This window comes from Polaromonas sp. P1_F9 (assembly GCF_056405615.1).
In genome coordinates this window covers 259,526-279,830 of sequence record NZ_JBFUBT010000001.1, presented here as the reverse complement: position 1 = coordinate 279,830, position 20,305 = coordinate 259,526, and the positions used below count along the sequence as shown (strand labels likewise).

Genomic DNA, 20,305 nt, shown 5'->3' with positions numbered 1-20,305 from the left:
ACAGCTGGCGCACACTGGCCGGCGCTCAGGAAGGCCCGGCCCTGCGCACTATGTACGGCCCGCAGCGTATCGTCTGCCTGACAGAAGAGCCCACCGAGTGGCTCTACCTGCTGGGTGAAGAGCGCCGCATTGTGGGTATCTCGGGCTATACCGTGCGCCCGCCGCGTGCGCGTGAAGAAAAGCCCAAGGTCAGCGCCTTCCTGAGCGCCAAGATCGACAAGATCGTTGAGCTCCGACCCGACTGCGTGATCGGCTTTTCCGACCTGCAGGCCGACATCGCCTCGCAGCTCGTCAAAAAGGGCATACAGGTCACCATCTTCAACCAGCGCAGCGTGGCCGAGATTTTTTCCATGATGTACCAGCTCGCCGCGATGGTGGGCCAGGAGGCGCGTGGCCTGGAACTCATGCAGGGCATGCAAAAGCGCCTGCTGGAGATCGAGCAGGCGGCCACCGCCCTCAAGCGCCGCCCGCGTGTGTATTTTGAAGAGTGGTACGACCCGCACATCAGCGCCATCGCCTGGGTGTCAGAGGTGATGGGCATCGCCGGCGGAGACGATTGCTTTCCCGAACTGGCGGCCAAGGCGATGGGCAAGGAACGCATCATTGCCGACGGCAACGAGATCGTGCGGCGCAACCCCGACATCATCTTTGGCTCCTGGTGCGGCCGCAAATTCCGCCCCGAGCATGTGGTGGCGCGCGCGGGCTGGGAAGAGGTCAACGCCGTAAAAAACCGCCAGCTGTTTGAGATCAAGTCCGCCGAAATCCTGCAGCCCGGCCCGGCGGCTCTGACCGACGGCGTCGAGCAACTGCACCGGATCATCATGGATTGGAGCCGGATCCATGGATAAGCCGCTCGCCATCGCCCGCAGCGAACTCATCCTGGGCGGCCAGAAAAGCGGCAAGTCGCGCCGCGCCGAAATGCTGGCAAAGCACTGGTTTGCGCAGTCCCCGCAGCACCGCGCGGTGCTGGTCGCCACGGCCCGCCCCTGGGACGATGAAATGCGCGAACGCATCTGGCGCCACCAGCAAGACAGGGCCGAACGCGTGCCCGGCATGGCCACGGTGGAAGAGCCGCTGGAACTCGCCCAGGCTATCACCCGGCACAGCGCCGGCAACACCCTGGTGGTGGTCGACTGCCTGACCTTGTGGTTGACGAACCTGCTCATGCCTGCCCCAGGTTTTGAATCAAATCAGCCTCCAGCCCAAGCGCTACATACACATACCGCTATGATTTTGAGAGCAATCGAATCATCGCCCGGGCCGCTCGTGCTGGTCGGCAACGAGATCGGCCTGGGTGTCATACCGCTGGGCAGGGAAACCCGCGCCTTCGTTGACGCCCTGGGCCTTCTCAACCAGCAAGTCGCCGGCGCCTGCGAACGCGTCACCCTGATGGCTGCCGGTTTGCCGCTCACCGTGAAAGCCCTTTCGTGAAACGCGTCGGCTTTCTCCTTTCGCTGCTGTGCCTGGCCATCTCGGCGCCGGTTCGCGCCTTGCAAATCACCGACGACCGCGGCGTCATCGTCACGCTGCCCCAGGTGCCGCAGCGCATTGTCAGCCTGCTGCCATCGCTGACCGAAACGGTGTGCGAGCTGGGCCAGTGCCCGCGGCTGGTCGGAGTAGACCGTTATTCCAACTTCCCGGCCAGTGTGCAAAAACTCCCCCAGGTCGGTGGCGGACTGGACCCGAACATCGAGGCCATCGTCGCGCTCAAGCCCGATGTGGTGCTGATGGCCACCTCATCGCGCGCGGGGGAGCGGCTGCAGGCGCTGGGCATCAAGGTGGTGGCGCTGGAGCCCCGAAGCCATGCCGACGTGCAGCGCGTGATGCTCAAGCTGGGCCAACTGCTGGAGGTGCGCGATGCCACGCGCCTTTGGCGCGCCATTGACGCAGGCGTCTCGGCCGCGGCCCAGTCGCTGCCGCCCGATGTGCGCGGCACGCGGGTTTACTTTGAGGTCAACCAGGGACCGTATGCGGCGGGCGAGGTGTCCTTTATTGGCGAGACGCTGACACGCCTGGGCGTCAAAAACATCGTGCCGGCCAAGCTCGGGCCCTTTCCCAAACTCAACCCCGAATACATAGTGCGCGCCAACCCCGACCTGATCATGGTGGGGCAGCGCAGCGCCGACGGCCTGCAGGCGCGGCCCGGCTGGCAAAGCATTCGCGCGCTGCGTGAGCAGCGTGTCTGCATCTTCCCGACGGAAGAGGCCAACGTGCTGGTGCGTCCAGGCCCACGCATGGCCGAAGGCGCACGCCTGATGGCCCGCTGCCTGGTGGACAAGGCACCCAGGTCCACCCCGGGGGCCAAGCCATGATGCAGGCCCGCGTGTGGTGGCTGGTGTGGGCCGGTGTGCTGGGCGCGCTGGCCCTGGTGGTGTTGGGCATCTGCGTGGGCAGCGCCGGACTGGAGAACTTGATAGCGCCGCTGCTCAACCCCGCGCAGGACCCGCCGCAAACCGCAATGGCGCAGCAAATCGTCTGGCAAATCCGCCTGCCGCGCACCCTGGGCGCCTGGGCTGCCGGCGCCCTGTTGGGCCTGGCGGGGGCGGTGGCGCAGGGCCTGTTTCGCAACCCTCTGGCAGATCCTTATTTGCTGGGCAGCGCATCGGGGGCTTCGCTGGGCGTGGCGCTGGCGCTGGCTGCCCTGGGTGGTGGCGCGGGCATGTTGGGCGGCAACATGATGAATGGTGGTGTGGCTGTCAGCGTGTTCTCCAGCAGCCTGTGGGTGCGTCTGGGCCTGACCGGCGCGGCGTTTCTTGGCGCCGTACTCGCCGTGATGTTGACGCTGGTGCTGTCGCGCGGTGTAGGGCATACCTTGCGCCTGCTGCTGGCCGGTGTGGTGGTGGGCGTGGTGCTGGGCGCCATGACGCATCTGGTGCTGCTGTTTTCGCCCGAATCACTGCAGGCGATGCAGGCCTTCATGCTGGGCTCCACCGCCTTTGTCGGCTGGACCTCCTGCGTGCTCATGGCTTGCGTGTGGGGTGTATGCGTGCTGGCATCGTGGCTGCTGGCGCGCGTGCTCGACGGCCTGAGCCTGGGCGACGCCACCGCCGTCAGCCTGGGCCTGCCGGTGGCGCCCATGCGGGCGGCGCTGGTGGCGGTGCTGGCGCTGGCCACGGGCACCGCGGTGGCCCAAACCGGGCTGATTGCCTTTGTGGGCCTGGCCGCGCCGCATCTGGTGCGCTCGGTGGTCAAGACCACGCACGCCCACCTGATGCTGCTCTCCAGCCTGATGGGTGGCGTGCTGTTGATGGCTGCCGACACGCTGGCACGCTGGCTGATTGCCCCGCAGGAATTGCCCGTGGGCATGCTCACCGCGGTGCTGGGCGGCGGCTACCTGTTGTGGTTGATGCACCGCAGCAGCAACCTGGGCGGGGGGCGCGCGGCATGAACAATGCTATGAATTCAATAGCTATAAGCGCAAGCACCATAAGCGCCAGCCTCGGAAATGGCTTGCAAAAACAAGCTGTGCTGCACGGCATCAGCCTGAACATTCATGCGGGTCGATGGACCAGCATCGTGGGGCCCAACGGTGCGGGCAAGTCCACCTTGCTCAGGGCGCTGGCCGGCGTGCTGCCGCGCAGCGGCAGTGTCACGCTGCTGGGCCAGCCGATGCAAAACCTGCCGCATCGTGAACGTGCGCGCCAGCTGGCCTGGCTGGGCCAGAACGAAACCTCTGCCGATGATTTGACGGTGTGGGACGTGGCCATGCTGGGCCGCCTGCCGCACCAGGCCTGGCTGGCGCCGCCCAGTGCCGCCGACCGTGCTGCGGTAGAGCAGGCCCTGCGCGCCACCCGCGCCTGGGACTGGCGCGAGCGCGCCCTGGGGCAGCTGTCGGGCGGCGAGCGCCAGCGTGTGCTCCTGGCCCGCGCGCTGGCAGTGCAAGCTCAGGTGCTGCTGATGGACGAACCCCTGGCCAACCTGGACCCGCCGCACCAGGCCGACTGGCTGGACGTGGTGCGTGCGCTGGTGGCCGAAGGCAAGACCGTGGTCAGCGTGCTGCATGAGATCACCATGGCGCTGCAGGCCGACACCATGATCGTGATGGCGGGAGGCCGCGTCACGCACCAGGGCCCCTGCGCCGAGCAGGCCACCCACCGGGCGCTGGAAGACGTATTTGACGGACGCATTGCCGTCCACCCCCTGCAAGGGCAGTGGATTGCGCTGCCCAAAGTAAACACTCCTGCAAAGAAGGCTTCCATGCAAATTGAAACCCCACCGTCTGCTACACCCTACGAAAAACCCACCGGCGAGCGCCGCGGCCTCGTCATCGTCAACACCGGCGACGGAAAAGGCAAAAGCACAGCCGCCTTCGGCCTGGCCCTGCGCGCGCACGGGCGCCACCATGTGCATGGCAAGGCCGTCAGGATTTTCCAGTTCATGAAGGTGCCCAGTGCGCGCTTTGGCGAGCACCGCATGTTTGAGCAACTGGGCATTCCGATTGAAGGCCTGGGTGACGGTTTCAGCTGGAAAAGCCAGGACCTTGAGCATTCGGCCCAACTCGCGCGCAACGGCTGGGAGAAGGCCAAAGCCGCGATCCTCAGCGGCGAGAACTTCATGGTCGTGCTTGACGAGCTGACCTATCCGCTGATTTACGGCTGGATGCCCCTGGACGATGTGCTCCAGACCTTGCGCGACCGGCCAAGAGACGTGCATGTGGTGATCACCGGCCGGCGTTGCCCGCCCGAGATCATTGAGCTGGCGGATACGGTGACCGAGATGACGAAGGTCAAGCACGCGTTCAACGCGGGAGTCCCGGCCCAACGAGGCATCGAAGACTGAAGATGCCGGTAAATCTACTGCGCGACCCAATCTCGCACCTGCGGTCCTCACCGTACGCATGTACGGCTCCGGTCCTCGGCGCGACCTTGGGCCGCTCGCTACGATTTCCCGACATCTTCAGCGCTGCTGTTGACTTGCCCCTTGAGTGCTCGCAACTCGCGGAAAACATGTTCAAAGAGGCAGCGCTGTGAGCGCTCCGCAAGTACCCTCGACAGGCCACGCCTTCAACGATGCTGAACAGCAGGCGGTCTACCGTGCCATCTTCGAGCGGCGCGACATGCGCCACTTCAGCGGCGGCACGGTGGCTGATGATGTGATGCAGCGCCTGCTTTCGGCCGCGCACCACGCGCCCAGCGTGGGCTTCATGCAGCCCTGGCGCTTTATTCGCGTGCGCAACCGGCTCTTGCGCGAAGGTATTCATGCGCTGATTGAGCAGGAACGTGTGCTCACGGCCCGGGCCCTGGGCGAGCGAGAAGACGAGTTCATGAAGCTCAAGGTGCAGGGCGTGCTCGATGCGGCCGAGGTGCTGGTCGTGGCCTTGCCGCAAGGGCGCGAACAGCATGTGTTTGGCCGCCGTACCCTGCCCGAAATGGACCTGGCCTCGGCGGCCTGCGCGATCCAGAACCTCTGGCTGGCCGCCCGTGCCGAGGGCCTTGGCATGGGCTGGGTCTCGATTTTTGACCCGCAGCAGCTGGGCGGGTTGTTGCAGATGCCCGAAGGCAGCAAACCGATTGCGGTGCTGTGCCTGGGCCCGGTCCAGGCCTTTTATGACCAGCCCATGCTGCAGGCTGAAAAGTGGGCGCGCCGTGCCCCGCTGGCCGACATGGTGTTTGAAGACAGCTGGGGCACGATTGCCCGGCACGAGCCGGGAGCCGGCTGACATGTTCACGCACTGGGCCAGCTTTCATGCCTTTGCCGTTCCTGCTTCCATGGCAGGGTACACGGCGTGCTTGCTCGGTGTGGTGCTGTTGCTGGCTTTGTGGGTAGACAAATCTTTCGGTGAGCCGGCCACAGGTGTGCATCCCGTGGTCTGGATGGGCAACTACCTTCGGGCCTGCGGAAGCGTCACGGTACGCTGCCCGCCCGTGCCGGCTTTTTTTCTCGGCACACTGGCCTGGTGGGTGGGTGTGGCACTGGTGGGCGCAGCGGCCTGGGGTGTGCAGGCACTGGTGTTCTGGCAGTTCGCCGGCTACATCAAGGTGCCTACCTGGGGCGCCGCCATCGACACTGCGCTGCTGGCCGTGCCGATGGCCTGGTTGCTCAAATGCATGCTGTCATGGCGCATGCTGCGCGAAGAAGTCGGCGCGGTTGAACTGGCGTTGGGCCAGTCGCTGGAAGCAGGGCGGGAGCGCCTCTCCTGGCTGGTCAGCCGCGACACCGCCCAGCTCACTGAAAGCCAGGTGCGGGAAAGCGCGATCGAATCGCTGGCCGAAAACCTCAATGACTCTATCGTAGCCCCGGTTTTCTGGTTTGCGTTGCTGGGTTTGCCGGGAGCGGCCATGTACCGCTTTGCCAATACGGCAGACGCCATGTGGGGTTACCGCGGCACCTACCGTGGCAAAAATTGGGAATGGGCCGGCAAGTGGGCGGCACGCGCGGACGACGTTCTCTCCTGGCTGCCGGCGCGCCTGACGGCACTGTTGCTGGCGTTGGCGGCAAGAGGGCTGAAGCTCAAGGCATTGCGCGAAGAAGCCTGCAAGACCCCGTCGCCCAACAGCGGCTGGCCCATGGCGGCCATGGCGTTGGCGCTGGGTATCTCGCTCGGCAAGCCGGGCGTTTACACCCTCAACCCTCAAGGGCGGCCACCTGAAGCATCAGACACGGCCCTGGCCCAAAGCCTGGCCTCCCGGGCGGTGTTCTCCCAGACCTTGGTCGCCGCCCTGGCGATGCTGTTGATGGCGCTGGTGGCATCGGCATGAACACCCGCCCCGTCCTCAAGCGCATTCACGGCGGGCCCGACGCGCTAGGCGTGCCGCTGCACGACTTTTCCACCAACAGCAATGCCTGCGGGCCTTGCCCCGCAGCGCTGGCTGCCGTCAGCCAGGCTGACGCCACCCGTTACCCCGACGTCGGCTACACGCAGTTGCGCAGGCAACTGGCGGCCTTTCACCGTGTCGATGAGGCGCGTGTATTGCTGGCGGCCAGCGCCAGCGAATTCATCTTTCGCATGACCACCCTGGCCGCGCAGCAGGGCGCACGCGCGGTGTGGCTGCCGCCGCACAGTTATGGCGACTATGCGCAGGCGGCTGTTGCGCATGGCCTGGTGGTGGCAAGCCAGCAGCACGATGCGCAGTTGCTCTGGGCCTGCGAGCCTTCCAGCCCGTTGGGTGCTGCACATCGCGGCCTGGGTGAGCTGGTTGAAGCTCAGGAAGTGTCGGCCCTTGTCGTGCTGGACCGTGCTTACGAACCCCTGCGGCTGAGCGCTGCGCCTACGCTCACGCCGCAGCAGCTGCAAAACACCTGGCAGCTCTGGACGCCGAACAAGGCGCTGGGCCTGACCGGCGTGCGTGCAGCCTATGCGATTGCACCGATGGAGCAAATGGACAACGCTGCAGCGCTGGAGCGACTCTGCCCCTCATGGCCGGTGGGCGCGCATGGCGAGGCCATGCTGCAGGCCTGGGTGAGCGACGAGGCACAAGCCTGGCTCGCCGGCAGCCTCAATACTTTGCGCGAATGGAAAGCCCGGCAGATCAGTTTGTGCGAATCATTGAGCTGGCACTGCCTGCCCAGCGACGCTAATTTCTTCTGCGCCCAACCGGCCTTGCCCGAAGGCTTGAGCTTGCAGCAGGCGCTGTCAGCACTGCGCGCCCAAAGCATCAAGCTGCGCGACACGACATCATTCGGTTTGCCCGGCCATATGCGCCTGGGCGTGCAGCCGCCAGCCGCGCAGGATGCCCTGCACAACGCGTGGCAACAACTCTCCAGGACAAGTTCATGAGTGCAAAAAGTGTCATGGTGCTGGGCACTACCAGCGGCGCCGGTAAAAGCTGGCTGACGACAGCGCTGTGCCGTTACTACGCGCGCCAGGGTTTGAAAGTCGCGCCCTTCAAGGCGCAGAACATGAGCAACAACGCAAGGGTCGTAGCGCAGGGTGAGATCGGCTCAGCTCAATACTTCCAGTCACTCGCCGCCAACGCGGTGCCTGACGTGCGCATGAATCCCTTGCTGCTCAAGCCCGAAAAAGACACACAAAGCCAGGTCGTGTTGATGGGCCAGGTGAATGCCGAACTCTCCCGCATGGAATGGCGCGGCCGCAGCGCCTCGGTCTGGCCGGTGGTGTCGCAGGCGCTCGATGAGTTGATCGCCGAAAACGACGTGGTGGTGATGGAGGGTGCTGGCTCGCCGGCCGAAATCAACCTCAAGTCCAGCGACATCGTCAACATGCGGTCGGCACAGCATGCCAACGCGGCCTGCCTGCTGGTGACCGACATTGACCGCGGCGGCGCCTTTGCCCACCTGTATGGCACCTGGGCCATGCTGGACGAAGCCGAGCGCAAACTCATCAAGGGCTTTGTGCTCAACAAATTCAGGGGCGACGCCAAACTGCTGGCGCCCGGCCCGCAAATGCTGCAGGACATGACCGGCATCCCCACGGTGGCCACACTGCCCATGTGGTGGCAGCACGGTTTGCCCGAAGAAGACGGCGTGTTTGATATGGCCCCCACGCTCGGCACTGGCGTGTCCTCGCTGCCCCCCGGGGGGGCTGAACTTGCTCGGGGCGGCCCTTCGCGGCGTTCGGGACCGCTGGTAATAGCCGTCGTGGCCTACCCGCGCATCAGCAATCTCGACGAATTCCAGCCCCTGAAAAACGTGCCCGGGGTGCGTTTGAAGTGGGTACGCAGCCCGGCAGACCTGGCCGGTGCCGACTGGGTCGTCCTGCCGGGCTCCAAGCACACCAGCGGCGACCTGGCCTGGCTGCGCGCGCAGGGGTTGGACCTGGCCATTGCCGCCCACGCAGGGCAGGGCGGCGCGGTGCTGGGCATTTGCGGCGGCCTGCAGATGCTGGGCGAAGCGCTGATTGACCCGCATGGCATAGACGGCAACGCGCCGGGGCTGGGACTGCTGCCGGTGGTCACCGTGTTTGAAGAAGATAAAACGGTGCGGCAGCGGCAGGCCCGCTTTGGTGAGGTAGATGGCGCCTGGGCAGCCCTGTCAGGCGTGGCCCTGCAGGGTTATGAAATCCACCACGGCCAGACCGCGGAGCACCCGGCGCTGGCCGCAGCGGGCGACAAGGCCAGCGCGGTGATGGCAGAAGGCCTGGCCTGGCAGAACATTCGCGGCAATGTGCTGGGCTTGTATTTGCACGGCATGTTTGAAGACCCGGCGGTGCTGCAGGCGCTGTTTGGCGCCACGGTGCCTACGCTCGACTCGGTGTTTGACGGCCTGGCCGACTACATCGGCGAGCATTTCACGCCCGGTGTTTTGCAGTCGCTGATCAGCGGCCGCTGAGCGCTCGCAAGGGCGCTCGCAACACGCTAGCCCGGCATCCGCTTCAAAGGCCCGAAGCACGCCTGCAGCGACTCGGCCTTGCACACAATGAGCTGGTCCTGTTTGGGGCTGAACTGGATGAAGCGCACGACCGTCGGGTCCGACGCTTCATGCAGGTCGCCTGAGCAGTCCCGCTTGCCATTGCTGTCGGTCACGGTGTCGGTGAGCCGGTAAAAACCCTGCGCATTGGGCGCTGCGGATATTTCGTAGTCGCCCCGTGTGACTTCTTCGCCGCTGGTGTTAAGCCGGGTGCCCTTGGCACCGTATTGCCAGGTTTCGGTGCAGGCCTTTCCCGCCAGCGTCCAGCTCCAGGTGCCCACGAGGGGGTGGGGCGCGGGTGCTGTCACAGGGGCGGATGGTGTGGGTTTGACTGTCTGCGCAGCGGCGAGGCCGCAGAACAAGGTGGCAAGGGCCAAACCGGCGAATTTGCGCAAGCGGTGGGTCCTGGCTCTGGAATGGGGATAGCTGTGTGAAAACTTCATGGGGTGATTATGAAGAGGCCGCAACGTGGCTTCCCCTGCGCAGAGCCATCCCTTTGTCGCCAGGTGTTATTTCTTAAGACAAACAAGCCCTGAGCCCAATGGAGACGGGCGCGAGAAGCTATCAAAACTGTAGCAAGTAGGGCTTCCCAGGGTTGCGCCATGCGTGAAACCCAGGCTATCGCGCCGGTCCGGAGCGTCGTAATATGGCATTTGTCATGCGCGGCGCATGGGCCTGTGGCCCCAAATGGCAGGCCATCGCCGGCAGGAAAAGAGAGATCTTTGGGGGCTTCGCCGCCCGTCCTGTCCCGAAAGGCTACACATGAAAAGCCATGCCGGCATCAAACGCATTTACCGCCTGGCCCGACGCGGCGCCAGTGCAACGGGCGGGTTCGCACTCAACGCTGCCTGCAGCGCCGCATTGCTTTTGCTTGCCGGAGGTGCCCAGCAGGCCCAGGCCGCAGACGCCGCCAACGCCAGCGTGTCCGCGGGCGCCGCCAGCCTGGCCACGGTGGGCAACACCACCACCATCAACCAAGTCAGCCAGCGCGTGGCGATTGACTGGACCCATCTTTCCACCGCGGCCAACGAGGCCCTGGTGTTCAACCAGCCAAATGCTCAGGCGATTGCGCTGAACCGCGTCACCGGCAGCAGCCCGAGCGAACTGCTTGGCAGCCTCACGGCCAACGGCCAGGTGTTTATCCTGAACCCGAACGGCGTGCTGTTTGGCGCGGGCAGCCAGGTCAACGTGGGCGGCCTGGTGGCTTCAAGCTTGGGCATGAGCAATGCCGACTTCATGTCCGGCAACCATGTGTTCACGGGTTCGGGCGGCCCGGTCGTCAATCGGGGCACGCTGAACGCGGGGCAGGGTGGCTACCTCGCCTTGCTGGCGCCTGAAGTCCGCAATGAAGGCGTGATGACCGCCAGCCTGGGCACGGGGCTGCTGGCCGCCGGCAACAAGGTCACCCTGAACATCGACAACGGCAGCCTGCTGGGTTACAGCATCGACCAGGGTGCGATCAGGGCGCTGGCGGAGAACAGGCATTTGATCCAGGCCAATGGAGGGCAGGTACTGCTTTCCGCGAAAGCCATGGACAGCTTAACCACCGCCACGGTGAACAACACCGGTGTCATTGAGGCGAAGACGATCCAGAACAAGGCTGGCCGTATCCTGCTGATGGGCGATATGGCAACCGGCACGGTCAATGTGAGCGGCACGCTGGATGCATCGGCACCCACGGGCGGTGACGGCGGCTTTGTCGAAACGTCCGCGGCACACGTCAAGGTGGCTGACGGTGCCGTCATCACCACACTGGCAGCTGCAGGCGGTGGGGCCAACCACGGCACCTGGCTGATAGACCCGACCGACTTCACCGTCGCCGCGGGCAGCGGCGCGCTGACCGGCAGCGGCATAGGCACGGGCACGCTGGCCGCCAGCCTCAACCTGGGCAATGTGGCGCTGGCGACCAACAATGCCGGCGGTACGGATAACGGCGACATCCACGTCAACGCTGCCTTCACCTGGAACGCGGGCACCACGCTGACCTTGAGCGCCTGGCGCGATATCAACATCAACGCGTCCATCACCTCACAGCACGCCAACGGCAAGTTGGCACTGGAATACGGGCTGGGCGCCATCAATGCGGGGAACACCGCGACCTACAACGTCAGGGCCCCGGTCAACCTGCAGGCCGGCGACAACTTCAGCACCCGGCTGGGCAGCGACGGCGTCACGGACCCGTACAAAGTCATCACCAGCCTGGGCGTGGCAGGCAGCACCACCGGCACCGACCTGCAGGGCATCAACGGCAACCCCACCGGCAACTATGTGCTGGGCGCCGACATCGACGCGAGCGACACGGTGAACTGGAACGCCGGGGCGGGTTTCGATACCCTGGGCGGCGTCGGCGCGCCGGGTATTTTTGAGGGACGTTTCGACGGCCTCAACCACAAGATACGCAACCTCTTCATCAACCGCCCGGGCGACAACTTCGTGGGCCTGTTCGGCCTTACGCAGAGCACCAGCATCCAGAACCTCGGGGTGGTGGGCGGCAGCATCACCGGCGCCGACTTTGTGGGCGCCATCGCGGGGCAGGGCTGCTGCACCACCTTCAGCAATGTCTACAGCACGGCAACGGTGCAGGGCATTGACGAGGTTGGCGGCCTGGCGGGCGAACTCAGCCAGGGCGGCATCACCGACGCGTACGCCAGCGGCGCCGTGAGCGGCGCCGACAAGGTGGGCGGTCTGGTCGGCAGCTCGCTGGACGGCATCATCACGCGCGCCTACAGCACCGGCCGCGTCACTGCCACCGGCATGGCAGGCGGGCTGGTGGCCGAACAGGTCGGAACGGCCGCGACAAACAACAGCTATTGGGACGTCAACACGTCCGGCCAGGCCACCAGCGCGGGCGGTGCCGGCAAGACCACCGCACAGATGATGCAGGCGGCCACCTTCACCGGCTGGGACATCACCACGCAAGGCGGCTCCACGGCCACGTGGCGCATTTATGAAGGCCAGACGAGCCCGCTGTTGCGCAGCTTTTTGCAGCCGCTCGCGCTGCCCGACACCACCGTGGCCTACAACGGCGCGCAGCAGTCGGGCGCCGGTGCGCCGGGCGTCACGGCCGCCAGCGGCACCAACCCCGGCAGCTACTTCGCCTGGTCGGGCCAGGAAGGCTACGACATCACGGGCGGCATGCTGACGATCAGGTCAGCCGGTTCGGGCGGCAACTTCCTGATCGACGAGGCCTACCGCAGCGCGATGATCTACCTGGCCGGCGTGAACCGCTCCGCGAACCCCCGCATCGGCCTCAGCCCCGATGCCCAGATCGATGCCCTGAGGACGGCCGCCGCCGAAGCCGGCAACACGGGTGAAGACGAGTAAGCGTCAAGCTGGTGGGGAGGACAGGAAGCGCTTCCTGGCTTCTCGTCATGTGATACCACCAAGAAAGGTGCCGGGACTTGGTGCTATGGTTTTTATAGCTTCTTGTGCCCGTATTTATTGACTAAAAGCATGATTTCGTGCCAAGAAATCGGCCCAAAAATGCCCCCTTCGGGCATCTGCACATCAGGCAGGGCCGGAAAACTGCTTTTCAGACAATTCCTGCCTGTTTTTAATGCCAAAAGTGCCTCCAGCGCAATGTGAACTTGCGCAAGCAGCTATTAAAAACATAGCAAGAAACTTCACCGGCGGGGCCGTGTTGCCGCACGGATACGTCGGTGTTGAAACGCCACAGGCAGTCGTTTCTCCCATGCCTTCCAGCAGTCAATTCATGGATACTTATGGTTACCTTCACGGGGCCCTAGTTACCCCGCTCGTCCAGGCAGTAGCCGGGTTTCCTGACCTTCCGAAAAGACTCTCATGAAAAGTCACGCCAGCATCAATCGCATCTATCGCCTGGTCTGGAATGCAGCGCTGGGCCTGTGGGTGGCGGTGGCTGAAACCGCCAAAGGCCGCAGCAGGGGCGGCTCCAGCCGCAGCGGTGTTGAAGTTGCTTCCGCCGGTTCCCGTGGGGGCCTCGTTTTTGTCCTGCATGCACGGTGCCGCGCCGCTGTGGTCATGCTGCTGGCGATGTCTGTCTTTAACTTGCAGGTGCATGCTGCCGATGCGCTGAATTCCACCGTGGTGGTGGGCAGCGGCAGCGTCAGCACCAGCGGCGCCACCACCACCATCAACCAGACCAGCCAGCGTCTGGCCATCCACTGGACATCGCTTTCCACGGCAGCCAACGAAGCGCTGCGATTCAACCAGCCCAATGCACAGGCCATCGCGCTGAACCGCATCACCGGCAGCAGCCCGAGCGAGTTACTGGGCAGCCTGACGGCTAATGGCCAGGTGTTTATCCTGAACCCGAACGGCGTGCTGTTTGGCGCGGGCAGCCAGGTGAACGTCGGCGGCCTGGTGGCTTCCACACTTTCCATGAGCAACGCCGACTTCATGGCCGGCAACAACGTGTTCACGGGTTCCGGTGGCTCGGTGGTGAATCAGGGCACGCTGAACGCAGGGCAGGGCGGCTATCTGGCACTGCTGGCGCCCGAGGTACGCAATGAGGGCGTGATGACCGCCTCGCTAGGCACCGCTTTGCTGGCTGCCGGGAACAAGGTCACCCTGAATTTAGACAACGGCTCCTTGCTGGGCTACAGCATCGACCGGGGCGCCATCAACGCCCTGGCCGAGAACAAGCTGCTGATCCAGGCCCAGGGCGGCCAGGTGCTGCTGTCTGCGAAAGCCGCAGATAGCCTCACAACCGCTACCGTCAACAACACCGGCATCATTGAAGCGAAGACCATCGCCAACAAGGCCGGGCGCATCCTGCTGATGGGTGACATGGAGACCGGCACTGTCAATGTGGGCGGCACGCTCGATGCCAGCGCCCCCGATGGCGGCAATGGCGGGTTCATCGAAACCAGTGCCGCCAATGTGATCGTTGCAGCCGGCACGCGGGTCACGACCCAGGCAACAGATGGCCAAAGCGGCACCTGGTTGATCGACCCGGTGGACTTCACCATCGCGGCAGGCAACGCGGCGCAGACCCTCTCTGGTATGGGCGCGGGCACCTTGTCCGCCGCACTGAACCTGGGCAATGTGAACATTGCGACTGACGGCTCAACGGCTGGCAATGGCGACATCAACGTCAACAGCGCAGTCAGTTGGGCAAGCCCCAGCACCTTGACCTTGACGGCGCACCGCGACATCAACTTCAACGCCAACGTGGCATATTCCGGCGGCGCCGCGGGGGGGCTGACCGCGCAAGCCACACGCAACATTACCGGCACGGGAACCCTTAACCTCGGCATAGGCGGCGGGACGCTGGACATGACGGCCGACGGCAGCATCGGCGGCACAGACGGCCTGGGGCAAATCTTTGCCGGCAGTTTGAAGCTGAAAGCCACCACGGGTGAAGTGGTCATGAATAGCGGCGTGGACTGGCAGGCCAGCTCCTTTGACCTGTACGCGGGTACCGACATTCGGGGAAATGCCGGCGCCGTCAATGCCATCATGAGTGCTCCCGGCGGCAGCTTCACCGCTTCCGCGGGCAACACGGGCAATGGCCGAATACGCATCAACAGCTTCTCCAATGCCATAGGCACGCTGAACCTGACCGCCCTGGGGACAGGCGGAGGTGGCCAGGTCGACTTTTTAAGTGCCTCAGCCATCGGCAACGCTTCCATCACTGCCGCGCGTGACGTGAACGTCAGCGCGACTGGCAGCCTCAACCTCAATACCCTGAACCTGATGGGCGCCAACCAGAACGTCAGCCTGGCGGCCAGTGGCGGCACGCTAACGACGCTGGGCGCCCTGAACACCGGCGCAGGCAACCTGACCCTGTCGGGCGGCTCTATCTCCCTGGGCGGCGACCTGGGCGCCAAAGACCTCACCCTGACCGCGACGAACGGCCTGAACATCAACAGGGACCTCGCTGCGACGGGCAACCTGACGCTCATTGCAAACAATACCGGCGTTCAGCAGACCGCCGGCATGCTGAACGTGAACGGCACGACGACCGTGAACGCAGGCGTGGGCCAGGTAAGCCTGACGGGCGCCAACAATTTCACCGGTGCGGTCAGCGTTACCAATTCTGGTGCAAACAACGTTGCGATCAACAACGCGGGCGGTGCGCTGACCCTGGGCACTGTGTCTGTCGGCAGCGGCACGCTGAGCCTGACGGGCAACAACATCACGCAGACAGGCGCTATCACCCAGGCCGCCGGCGCGGGTGCGGTAACCGTCAACGGCGGCGCCAGCGCGATAAACCTGAGCAACGCGGGCAACAATTTCACGGGCGCGGTCGGGCTCAACAATACCGGCGTCAATGCAGTGACCATCCGGAATGTGAACGACCTGGTGCTGGGCCCATCCACCGTGCAGGGCAGCCTGACGGCGACTTCCAGCGACGGCTCAATTTCGCAAGCCGGTGCATTGAATGTGGCGGGGGCTTCCACGTTCACGCTCAATGGCACCAGCAAGGACGTGTTGCTGGGCACTTCGGCCAACACCTTCGGCGGCGGCGTGACGGTGAACGGCACCGGCAGCATCAGAGACATGGCCTTCCGTTATGGCACCGGCTTTGCCTTTCCCACCACGCCCAGCTACTCCGGCACCCTGACGCTGATCAAGGACAGCGGGATCATCAACCTGGGCACACAGACCTTCAGCGGCGGCCTCGCGCTGACGGCGACCGACGGCATCAACCTGTTCGGCGGTACGCTGCAGACGGGCGGCGCGCAGACCTTCAACAGCGCGGTGACGGTTGGCGGAACCGTCAACCTGGTCAGCACCGCCGGTGGCATCACATTTGCCAACACGGTCGACGGCGCGAACGCGCTGAGCACCACGAGCGCCGGGCCCACCAATTTCAATGCGTCGGTAGGCGCCACCACGGCGCTGACCAGCTTGAACGTCACGTCGGGCGGCGCCATCAACGTGCAAACCGGCGCCACGCTGCGCACGGGCGACTTGAAGCTGACGGCGGCAGGCGGCATAGGCAATGGCATCGGCGGTGCAGCGGCTATTGATGCGGCGCGCCTGAGCGCCATCAATTCAGTCGGCGGCCATATTGCACTGTCGCACACCGGCACGGGCACGCTGGTGGTAACAGACCTGGGGCAGGGCGATGGCATACAGAACAGCGTCGTGGGCGGCAACGTCAGCCTGGCAGCGGCCAACGGCAGCATCCAGGTGCTGGGCAGCAAGGTCAGTGCGGCCGGCGGCAACGTTGTGCTCAGCGCGGCAGGCGCCAGCGCGACGCATTCGGTGGAGATCGTGAACAACGGCGCTACCCAATCGAACGTTACTACCACCGGCACAGGCAACATCACCATCAACGGCAACCTGACGAGCGGCGGCGCCAGCGCCACCGGCGGCTCGGCGGGCGGCGTGGTCGTCACCAATTCCAACATCACCGCAGGCAGCGGCACCATCACTGTTACGGGCGACGCCGGAGTACCTTCCGGTTTACCGCAAGTGTCACGTGGCGTGCGCCTGGATTCAGGTACAAAAGTCACCGGGGCCGGCAACATCAGCATCACGGGCCAGGTTGGCAGCAGTGCGCTTAACAACAGTGAGGGCTTGCAGTTAGTCAATGGGGCGGAAGTCTCCAGCACGGGGGGAGACGTTGCACTCATCGGCACGCTGAACAACGCTTCCATCCTTGCTGGCACGGGCCTGCATGTCAGCGGCAAGGTGCAGTCTGGCGCCAGCAAAAAAATCACGCTCACGGGCTCGGCTACGGTGGGTGGTTCCGCGGGTACCGGTGTGGTGATCGATGGCGCAGCGCAACTGCTCGCCGGCACGGGTGGTTTGACCATTCTGGGCAGCGTCAGTTCTTCAACGACTGCTACCGCAATCATCGGGACGTCCATAGGGAGCGGGACCATCAGTTCCACCGGCGCAATGGACATTACCGGCGTCGTAAATGCCCCTAGCGCCGCCAACGCCACCGCTTTGCTAATGAACGGCGGCACCATTAATTCCAATGGCGCGAACATTGTCTTGCGGGGTTCTGGCGTACCTGCGCCTGCGCCTGCGTCTAGCTATGGGGTCAACCTTCAGGGTACGGTCACCAGCGGTGGCGGCGAGATCCAGATTCTTGCCGACCGGGTCAACATTGACAATACGGTCAATGCAGGGGCCGGCCGTGTGGTGATTGCGCCCACGAGCACCAACCGACAGATCACACTCGCGTCATCGGTGGGGGGTATTGAAGCCGCAACACTGAATTTGAGTGCCTTTGAGTTGAGCAACATCACGGCCGGTGTGTTGCAGATCGGCACCCTGACGAGCACAGGCGGTATTGAGATTGCCGGCGCCATCACTGCCGCACCAGGACCCTTGCCAGTCATCAGTTTGCTCAATGCCAGCACCATCAGCCAGACGGGAGCAATCAGTGTTGGCAAGCTCAACGCGGTGGGCTCCTCCGTCACCCTGACCAACGCCGGCAACCAGATCGACGAAATCAGCGGGCGCTCTAGCACCGGCGCATTCGCCGTTACCAGCAGCAAGGCCGCACCGCTCACGGTGGGCACGGTTGACGGGTACGCTGGCATCAACTCGGGCAGCAACGCCACCACGCTCACCAACTTGAACGGCGCCATCGCGCAGACCCAGGCCATTGTTGCCAGCAGCTTCAGCGGCAGCGGTGTGGGTGGCGTCAATCTCAACCAGGCTGCCAACCAGATCGGCGCTTTTACGGCGACCAATAGCGGCGCGGGCGATATCGTGCTGCGCAACGGCATCAACACCACACTCACGTCCCTCACCAATACCGGTACGGGCCGCATTGACGTCGACAACATCGGCATGGTCACGCTGGCGTCAAGCGGCATCACCAGCAGCGGCACGGCCACGGGTACTGCCGCCGGCACAGCGGCGGTGCGCATCAAGGGCTCGCAGGGCATTGTCGCCAGTGGCGCGGCCCCGCACATCAGCAATTCGGCGGGCGGATCGATCTACCTCGACGGCGGCGCAGGCAGCGTAGGCACCAACCCCGCCGGCGCGGTGGGTATTTCCGCTGCGTCCGTCACTGCGGTGGCAGCAGGCGGCGCCTCGCAAGTCAACCTGAGCCTGGCCAATGGCGGTACGCTGGAAAACATCTTCGCGGCGGGCAGCGTGAATGTCACGGCCACGACCGGCAGCCTGGCGGTCAAGACGGTGTCGAGCAGCTCGGTCAGCCTCAGCGCCGCGGCGGGCGCTATCACCGACGCCAACGGCGCGGCGAACAACATCAGCGGGACGTCGTTGACGGCTTCCTCACAAAACGGCATCGCGCTGGGTACCAATGTGAGCGGCGCACAGACGCTGGGCACCACGGGCGCAGCCGGTGACATCAGCATCACCGCCGCCAATGCCATCGACACCAGCAACTTCAGCGTGAGCACCAACGCGGGTTCCGCCCAAACGGTCAGCCTGGCTTCGAATGCCGGCATCACGGTGGGCGGCGCTTTCGGCAACAGCCAGGACAAGCTCAAGCTGATCACGACCGGCGGCAACATCGCCATCAACGGCGCTCTGACGGCCAGCGAACTCACGCTGAACACCGCCGGTACCAGCACACAAAGCGCGGCCATCACTGCCACGGGCCTGGAACTGCTGGGCACTGGCAGCCATACGCTGAACAACGCAGGCAACGCGGTGACCACGCTGGCAGGCAATACCGGCAACGTCGACTATTCGCAGGCCGGTGCGCTGGCCATCGGCACCGTCAACACGGCAGGGCTGACGGCCAGCGGCAAGGTGCTGGTGCGCGCCACGGGCGCTGCAGGTGACATCACGCTGAACAACGCGGTGACCTCGGGCAGCGCGGCGAACGATTCGCTGGTGCTGGCCGCCGGGCGCAACTTCATCAACAACGCCGGCGCCACACCGCTGAACCCGGGCGCGGGCCGCTTCCTGGTGTATTCGACCGACCCGACGGCCAACACCATGGGCGGCTTGGCCTCGACCGGCAACGCCTTCAGCCGCACTTATGCCGCCAATGGGCCCACCGATGCCTCCATGACTTCGCTCAGCGGCAACCGCATGGTGTACAGCGTGACGCCGATGCTCACCATCACGGGCGACAACCAGGCCAAGGTCTATGGCGCGGCCGACCCGGGCCTGACGTACACGCTGAATTCCGGGCTGGTGGCCGGCGACACGGCTGCAACCGCGCTGGCCGGTGTGCTGGCAGCCCCGACAGGTTCCGCAGCCTCCGCAGGCATGCACGCCATCACCCAGGGAACGCTGGCTTCAGCCCTGGGCTACGGCATTGCCTACACCAACGGCACCCTGACGGTGGGCAAAGCCACGGTGAGCGTGTCGGGCATGGCCGCCAATAATAAAACCTACGATGGCAGCGCAACAGCGACCCTGGGCAACGTCGGCTCCCTGACGGGCCTGGCTTATGGTGAGCTATTGACCCTGAATTCCACGGGTGCCAGCTTCTCCGATGCGAATGCCGCCAACGGCAAGACCGTGATCGCCACCTACGGCCTGGCCAACGGCGCGGGCGGCCTGGCCAGCAACTACCAGCTGGCTGCGGCTCCCGTCACGGCGACGGCCGATATCAACAAGGCCAATCTGGGCGTGACAGCTAACAACGACAGCAGGACGGTCGGCGGCGCCGCCTATACCGGCGGAAACGGCGTGAGTTTCAACGGCTTTGTGGGCGGCGAAACGGCCGCCGTGCTGGGCGGCGCGCTGACCTACGGCGGCAGTTCGCAAGGCGCGAGCGCCGTGGGCAGCTACGCCATTACGCCCGGCGGCTACAGTGCCGGCAACTACGCGCTGGCCTATGTCGACGGCGTGCTGACCATCAACCCTGTAGTAACGCCGGTGCCGATAGTGCCGGTGCCGGCAGTACCAGGCGGCAGCCCGGCAAGCGACGCTTACCTGAGTGCGCTGCGGAACATCGCGAGCCTTGGTGCTTCAGGTGACGGTGGCGGCGTGCAGGGCGGCGGTGCAGACCCCAGTGACGCCCTGAAAGCCGCCGCTGCCGAAGCCGGAAACACGAACGAGGAATAAGCCCACCCCCGTCCAGCCTCACTTCGTGTAGCCTGTTCCCCCCAGGGGGCGACGCCTG

12 protein-coding genes and 1 pseudogene are annotated in these 20,305 nt (G+C 64.9%); 12 read left to right on the top strand and 1 reads right to left on the bottom strand.

Annotated elements, in window-relative coordinates:
• Positions 1–50 precede the first annotated feature (50 nt).
• From AC1DYR_RS01270 to AC1DYR_RS01225, 10 genes and pseudogenes are all read left to right on the top strand, one after another.
• Positions 51–848 (top strand): ABC transporter substrate-binding protein, encoded by a 798-nt coding sequence (locus AC1DYR_RS01270; RefSeq protein ID WP_477704111.1) that lies wholly within the window; start codon positions 51–53, stop codon positions 846–848.
• A complete protein-coding gene (locus AC1DYR_RS01265; RefSeq protein ID WP_477703491.1) occupies positions 841–1,431 on the top strand; it encodes a bifunctional adenosylcobinamide kinase/adenosylcobinamide-phosphate guanylyltransferase in 591 nt (196 codons plus the stop codon). The genes AC1DYR_RS01270 and AC1DYR_RS01265 overlap by 8 nt, the downstream gene beginning before the upstream one ends.
• A complete protein-coding gene (locus AC1DYR_RS01260; protein WP_477703490.1) occupies positions 1,428–2,312 on the top strand; it encodes an ABC transporter substrate-binding protein in 885 nt (294 codons plus the stop codon). The genes AC1DYR_RS01265 and AC1DYR_RS01260 overlap by 4 nt, the downstream gene beginning before the upstream one ends.
• Positions 2,309–3,388 (top strand): FecCD family ABC transporter permease, encoded by a 1,080-nt coding sequence (locus AC1DYR_RS01255; RefSeq protein WP_477703489.1) that lies wholly within the window; start codon positions 2,309–2,311, stop codon positions 3,386–3,388. The genes AC1DYR_RS01260 and AC1DYR_RS01255 overlap by 4 nt, the downstream gene beginning before the upstream one ends.
• Before the next feature lie 92 nt (positions 3,389–3,480).
• Positions 3,481–3,903 (top strand): annotated as a pseudogene (locus AC1DYR_RS01250) (ABC transporter ATP-binding protein); the annotation flags it as partial.
• Between the two features lie 294 nt (positions 3,904–4,197).
• Positions 4,198–4,779, top strand: coding sequence for a cob(I)yrinic acid a,c-diamide adenosyltransferase (cobO, locus tag AC1DYR_RS01245; RefSeq protein WP_477704110.1), 582 nt, complete (start codon positions 4,198–4,200; stop codon positions 4,777–4,779).
• A gap of 187 nt (positions 4,780–4,966) precedes the next feature.
• Positions 4,967–5,659, top strand: coding sequence for a 5,6-dimethylbenzimidazole synthase (gene bluB, locus AC1DYR_RS01240; RefSeq protein WP_477703488.1), 693 nt, complete (start codon positions 4,967–4,969; stop codon positions 5,657–5,659).
• Between the two features lie 49 nt (positions 5,660–5,708).
• Entirely contained in the window at positions 5,709–6,698 is a 990-nt protein-coding gene (gene cbiB / locus AC1DYR_RS01235; protein WP_477704109.1) for an adenosylcobinamide-phosphate synthase CbiB, read from the top strand.
• Positions 6,695–7,717, top strand: a complete 1,023-nt coding sequence (locus AC1DYR_RS01230) for an aminotransferase class I/II-fold pyridoxal phosphate-dependent enzyme (RefSeq protein ID WP_477703487.1) — start codon at positions 6,695–6,697, stop codon at positions 7,715–7,717. The genes cbiB and AC1DYR_RS01230 overlap by 4 nt, the downstream gene beginning before the upstream one ends.
• Positions 7,714–9,228, top strand: coding sequence for a cobyric acid synthase (locus AC1DYR_RS01225; protein WP_477703486.1), 1,515 nt, complete (start codon positions 7,714–7,716; stop codon positions 9,226–9,228). Before AC1DYR_RS01230 ends, AC1DYR_RS01225 begins: the two co-directional genes overlap by 4 nt.
• Before the next feature lie 26 nt (positions 9,229–9,254).
• Here AC1DYR_RS01225 and AC1DYR_RS01220 read toward each other — a convergent pair whose 3' ends face one another.
• Positions 9,255–9,749: a hypothetical protein gene (locus AC1DYR_RS01220; protein ID WP_477703485.1), complete on the bottom strand. Its 495-nt coding sequence runs from the start codon at positions 9,747–9,749 to the stop codon at positions 9,255–9,257.
• Positions 9,750–10,068: 319 nt separating this feature from the next.
• On the opposite strand from AC1DYR_RS01220, the gene AC1DYR_RS01215 reads away from it, so the two are divergent.
• Both AC1DYR_RS01215 and AC1DYR_RS01210 read left to right on the top strand, forming a co-directional pair.
• On the top strand, positions 10,069–12,630 hold the full coding sequence (locus AC1DYR_RS01215) for a two-partner secretion domain-containing protein (RefSeq protein WP_477703484.1): 2,562 nt from the start codon (positions 10,069–10,071) through the stop codon (positions 12,628–12,630).
• Between the two features lie 477 nt (positions 12,631–13,107).
• Positions 13,108–20,247 (top strand): two-partner secretion domain-containing protein, encoded by a 7,140-nt coding sequence (locus tag AC1DYR_RS01210; protein WP_477703483.1) that lies wholly within the window; start codon positions 13,108–13,110, stop codon positions 20,245–20,247.
• The last annotated feature ends 58 nt before the right edge of the window (positions 20,248–20,305 follow it).

Coding starts and splice junctions, on each gene's coding strand:
- AC1DYR_RS01270 (WP_477704111.1), top strand. CDS start 51: ATGTACGGCCCGCAGCGTATCGTCTGCCTGACAGAAGAGCCCACCGAG.
- AC1DYR_RS01265 (WP_477703491.1), top strand. CDS start 841: ATGGATAAGCCGCTCGCCATCGCCCGCAGCGAACTCATCCTGGGCGGC.
- AC1DYR_RS01255 (WP_477703489.1), top strand. CDS start 2,309: ATGATGCAGGCCCGCGTGTGGTGGCTGGTGTGGGCCGGTGTGCTGGGC.
- cobO (WP_477704110.1), top strand. CDS start 4,198: ATGCAAATTGAAACCCCACCGTCTGCTACACCCTACGAAAAACCCACC.
- cbiB (WP_477704109.1), top strand. CDS start 5,709: ATGGCAGGGTACACGGCGTGCTTGCTCGGTGTGGTGCTGTTGCTGGCT.
- AC1DYR_RS01230 (WP_477703487.1), top strand. CDS start 6,695: ATGAACACCCGCCCCGTCCTCAAGCGCATTCACGGCGGGCCCGACGCG.
- AC1DYR_RS01225 (WP_477703486.1), top strand. CDS start 7,714: ATGAGTGCAAAAAGTGTCATGGTGCTGGGCACTACCAGCGGCGCCGGT.
- AC1DYR_RS01220 (WP_477703485.1), bottom strand. CDS start 9,749: ATGAAGTTTTCACACAGCTATCCCCATTCCAGAGCCAGGACCCACCGC.
- AC1DYR_RS01215 (WP_477703484.1), top strand. CDS start 10,069: ATGAAAAGCCATGCCGGCATCAAACGCATTTACCGCCTGGCCCGACGC.
- AC1DYR_RS01210 (WP_477703483.1), top strand. CDS start 13,108: ATGAAAAGTCACGCCAGCATCAATCGCATCTATCGCCTGGTCTGGAAT.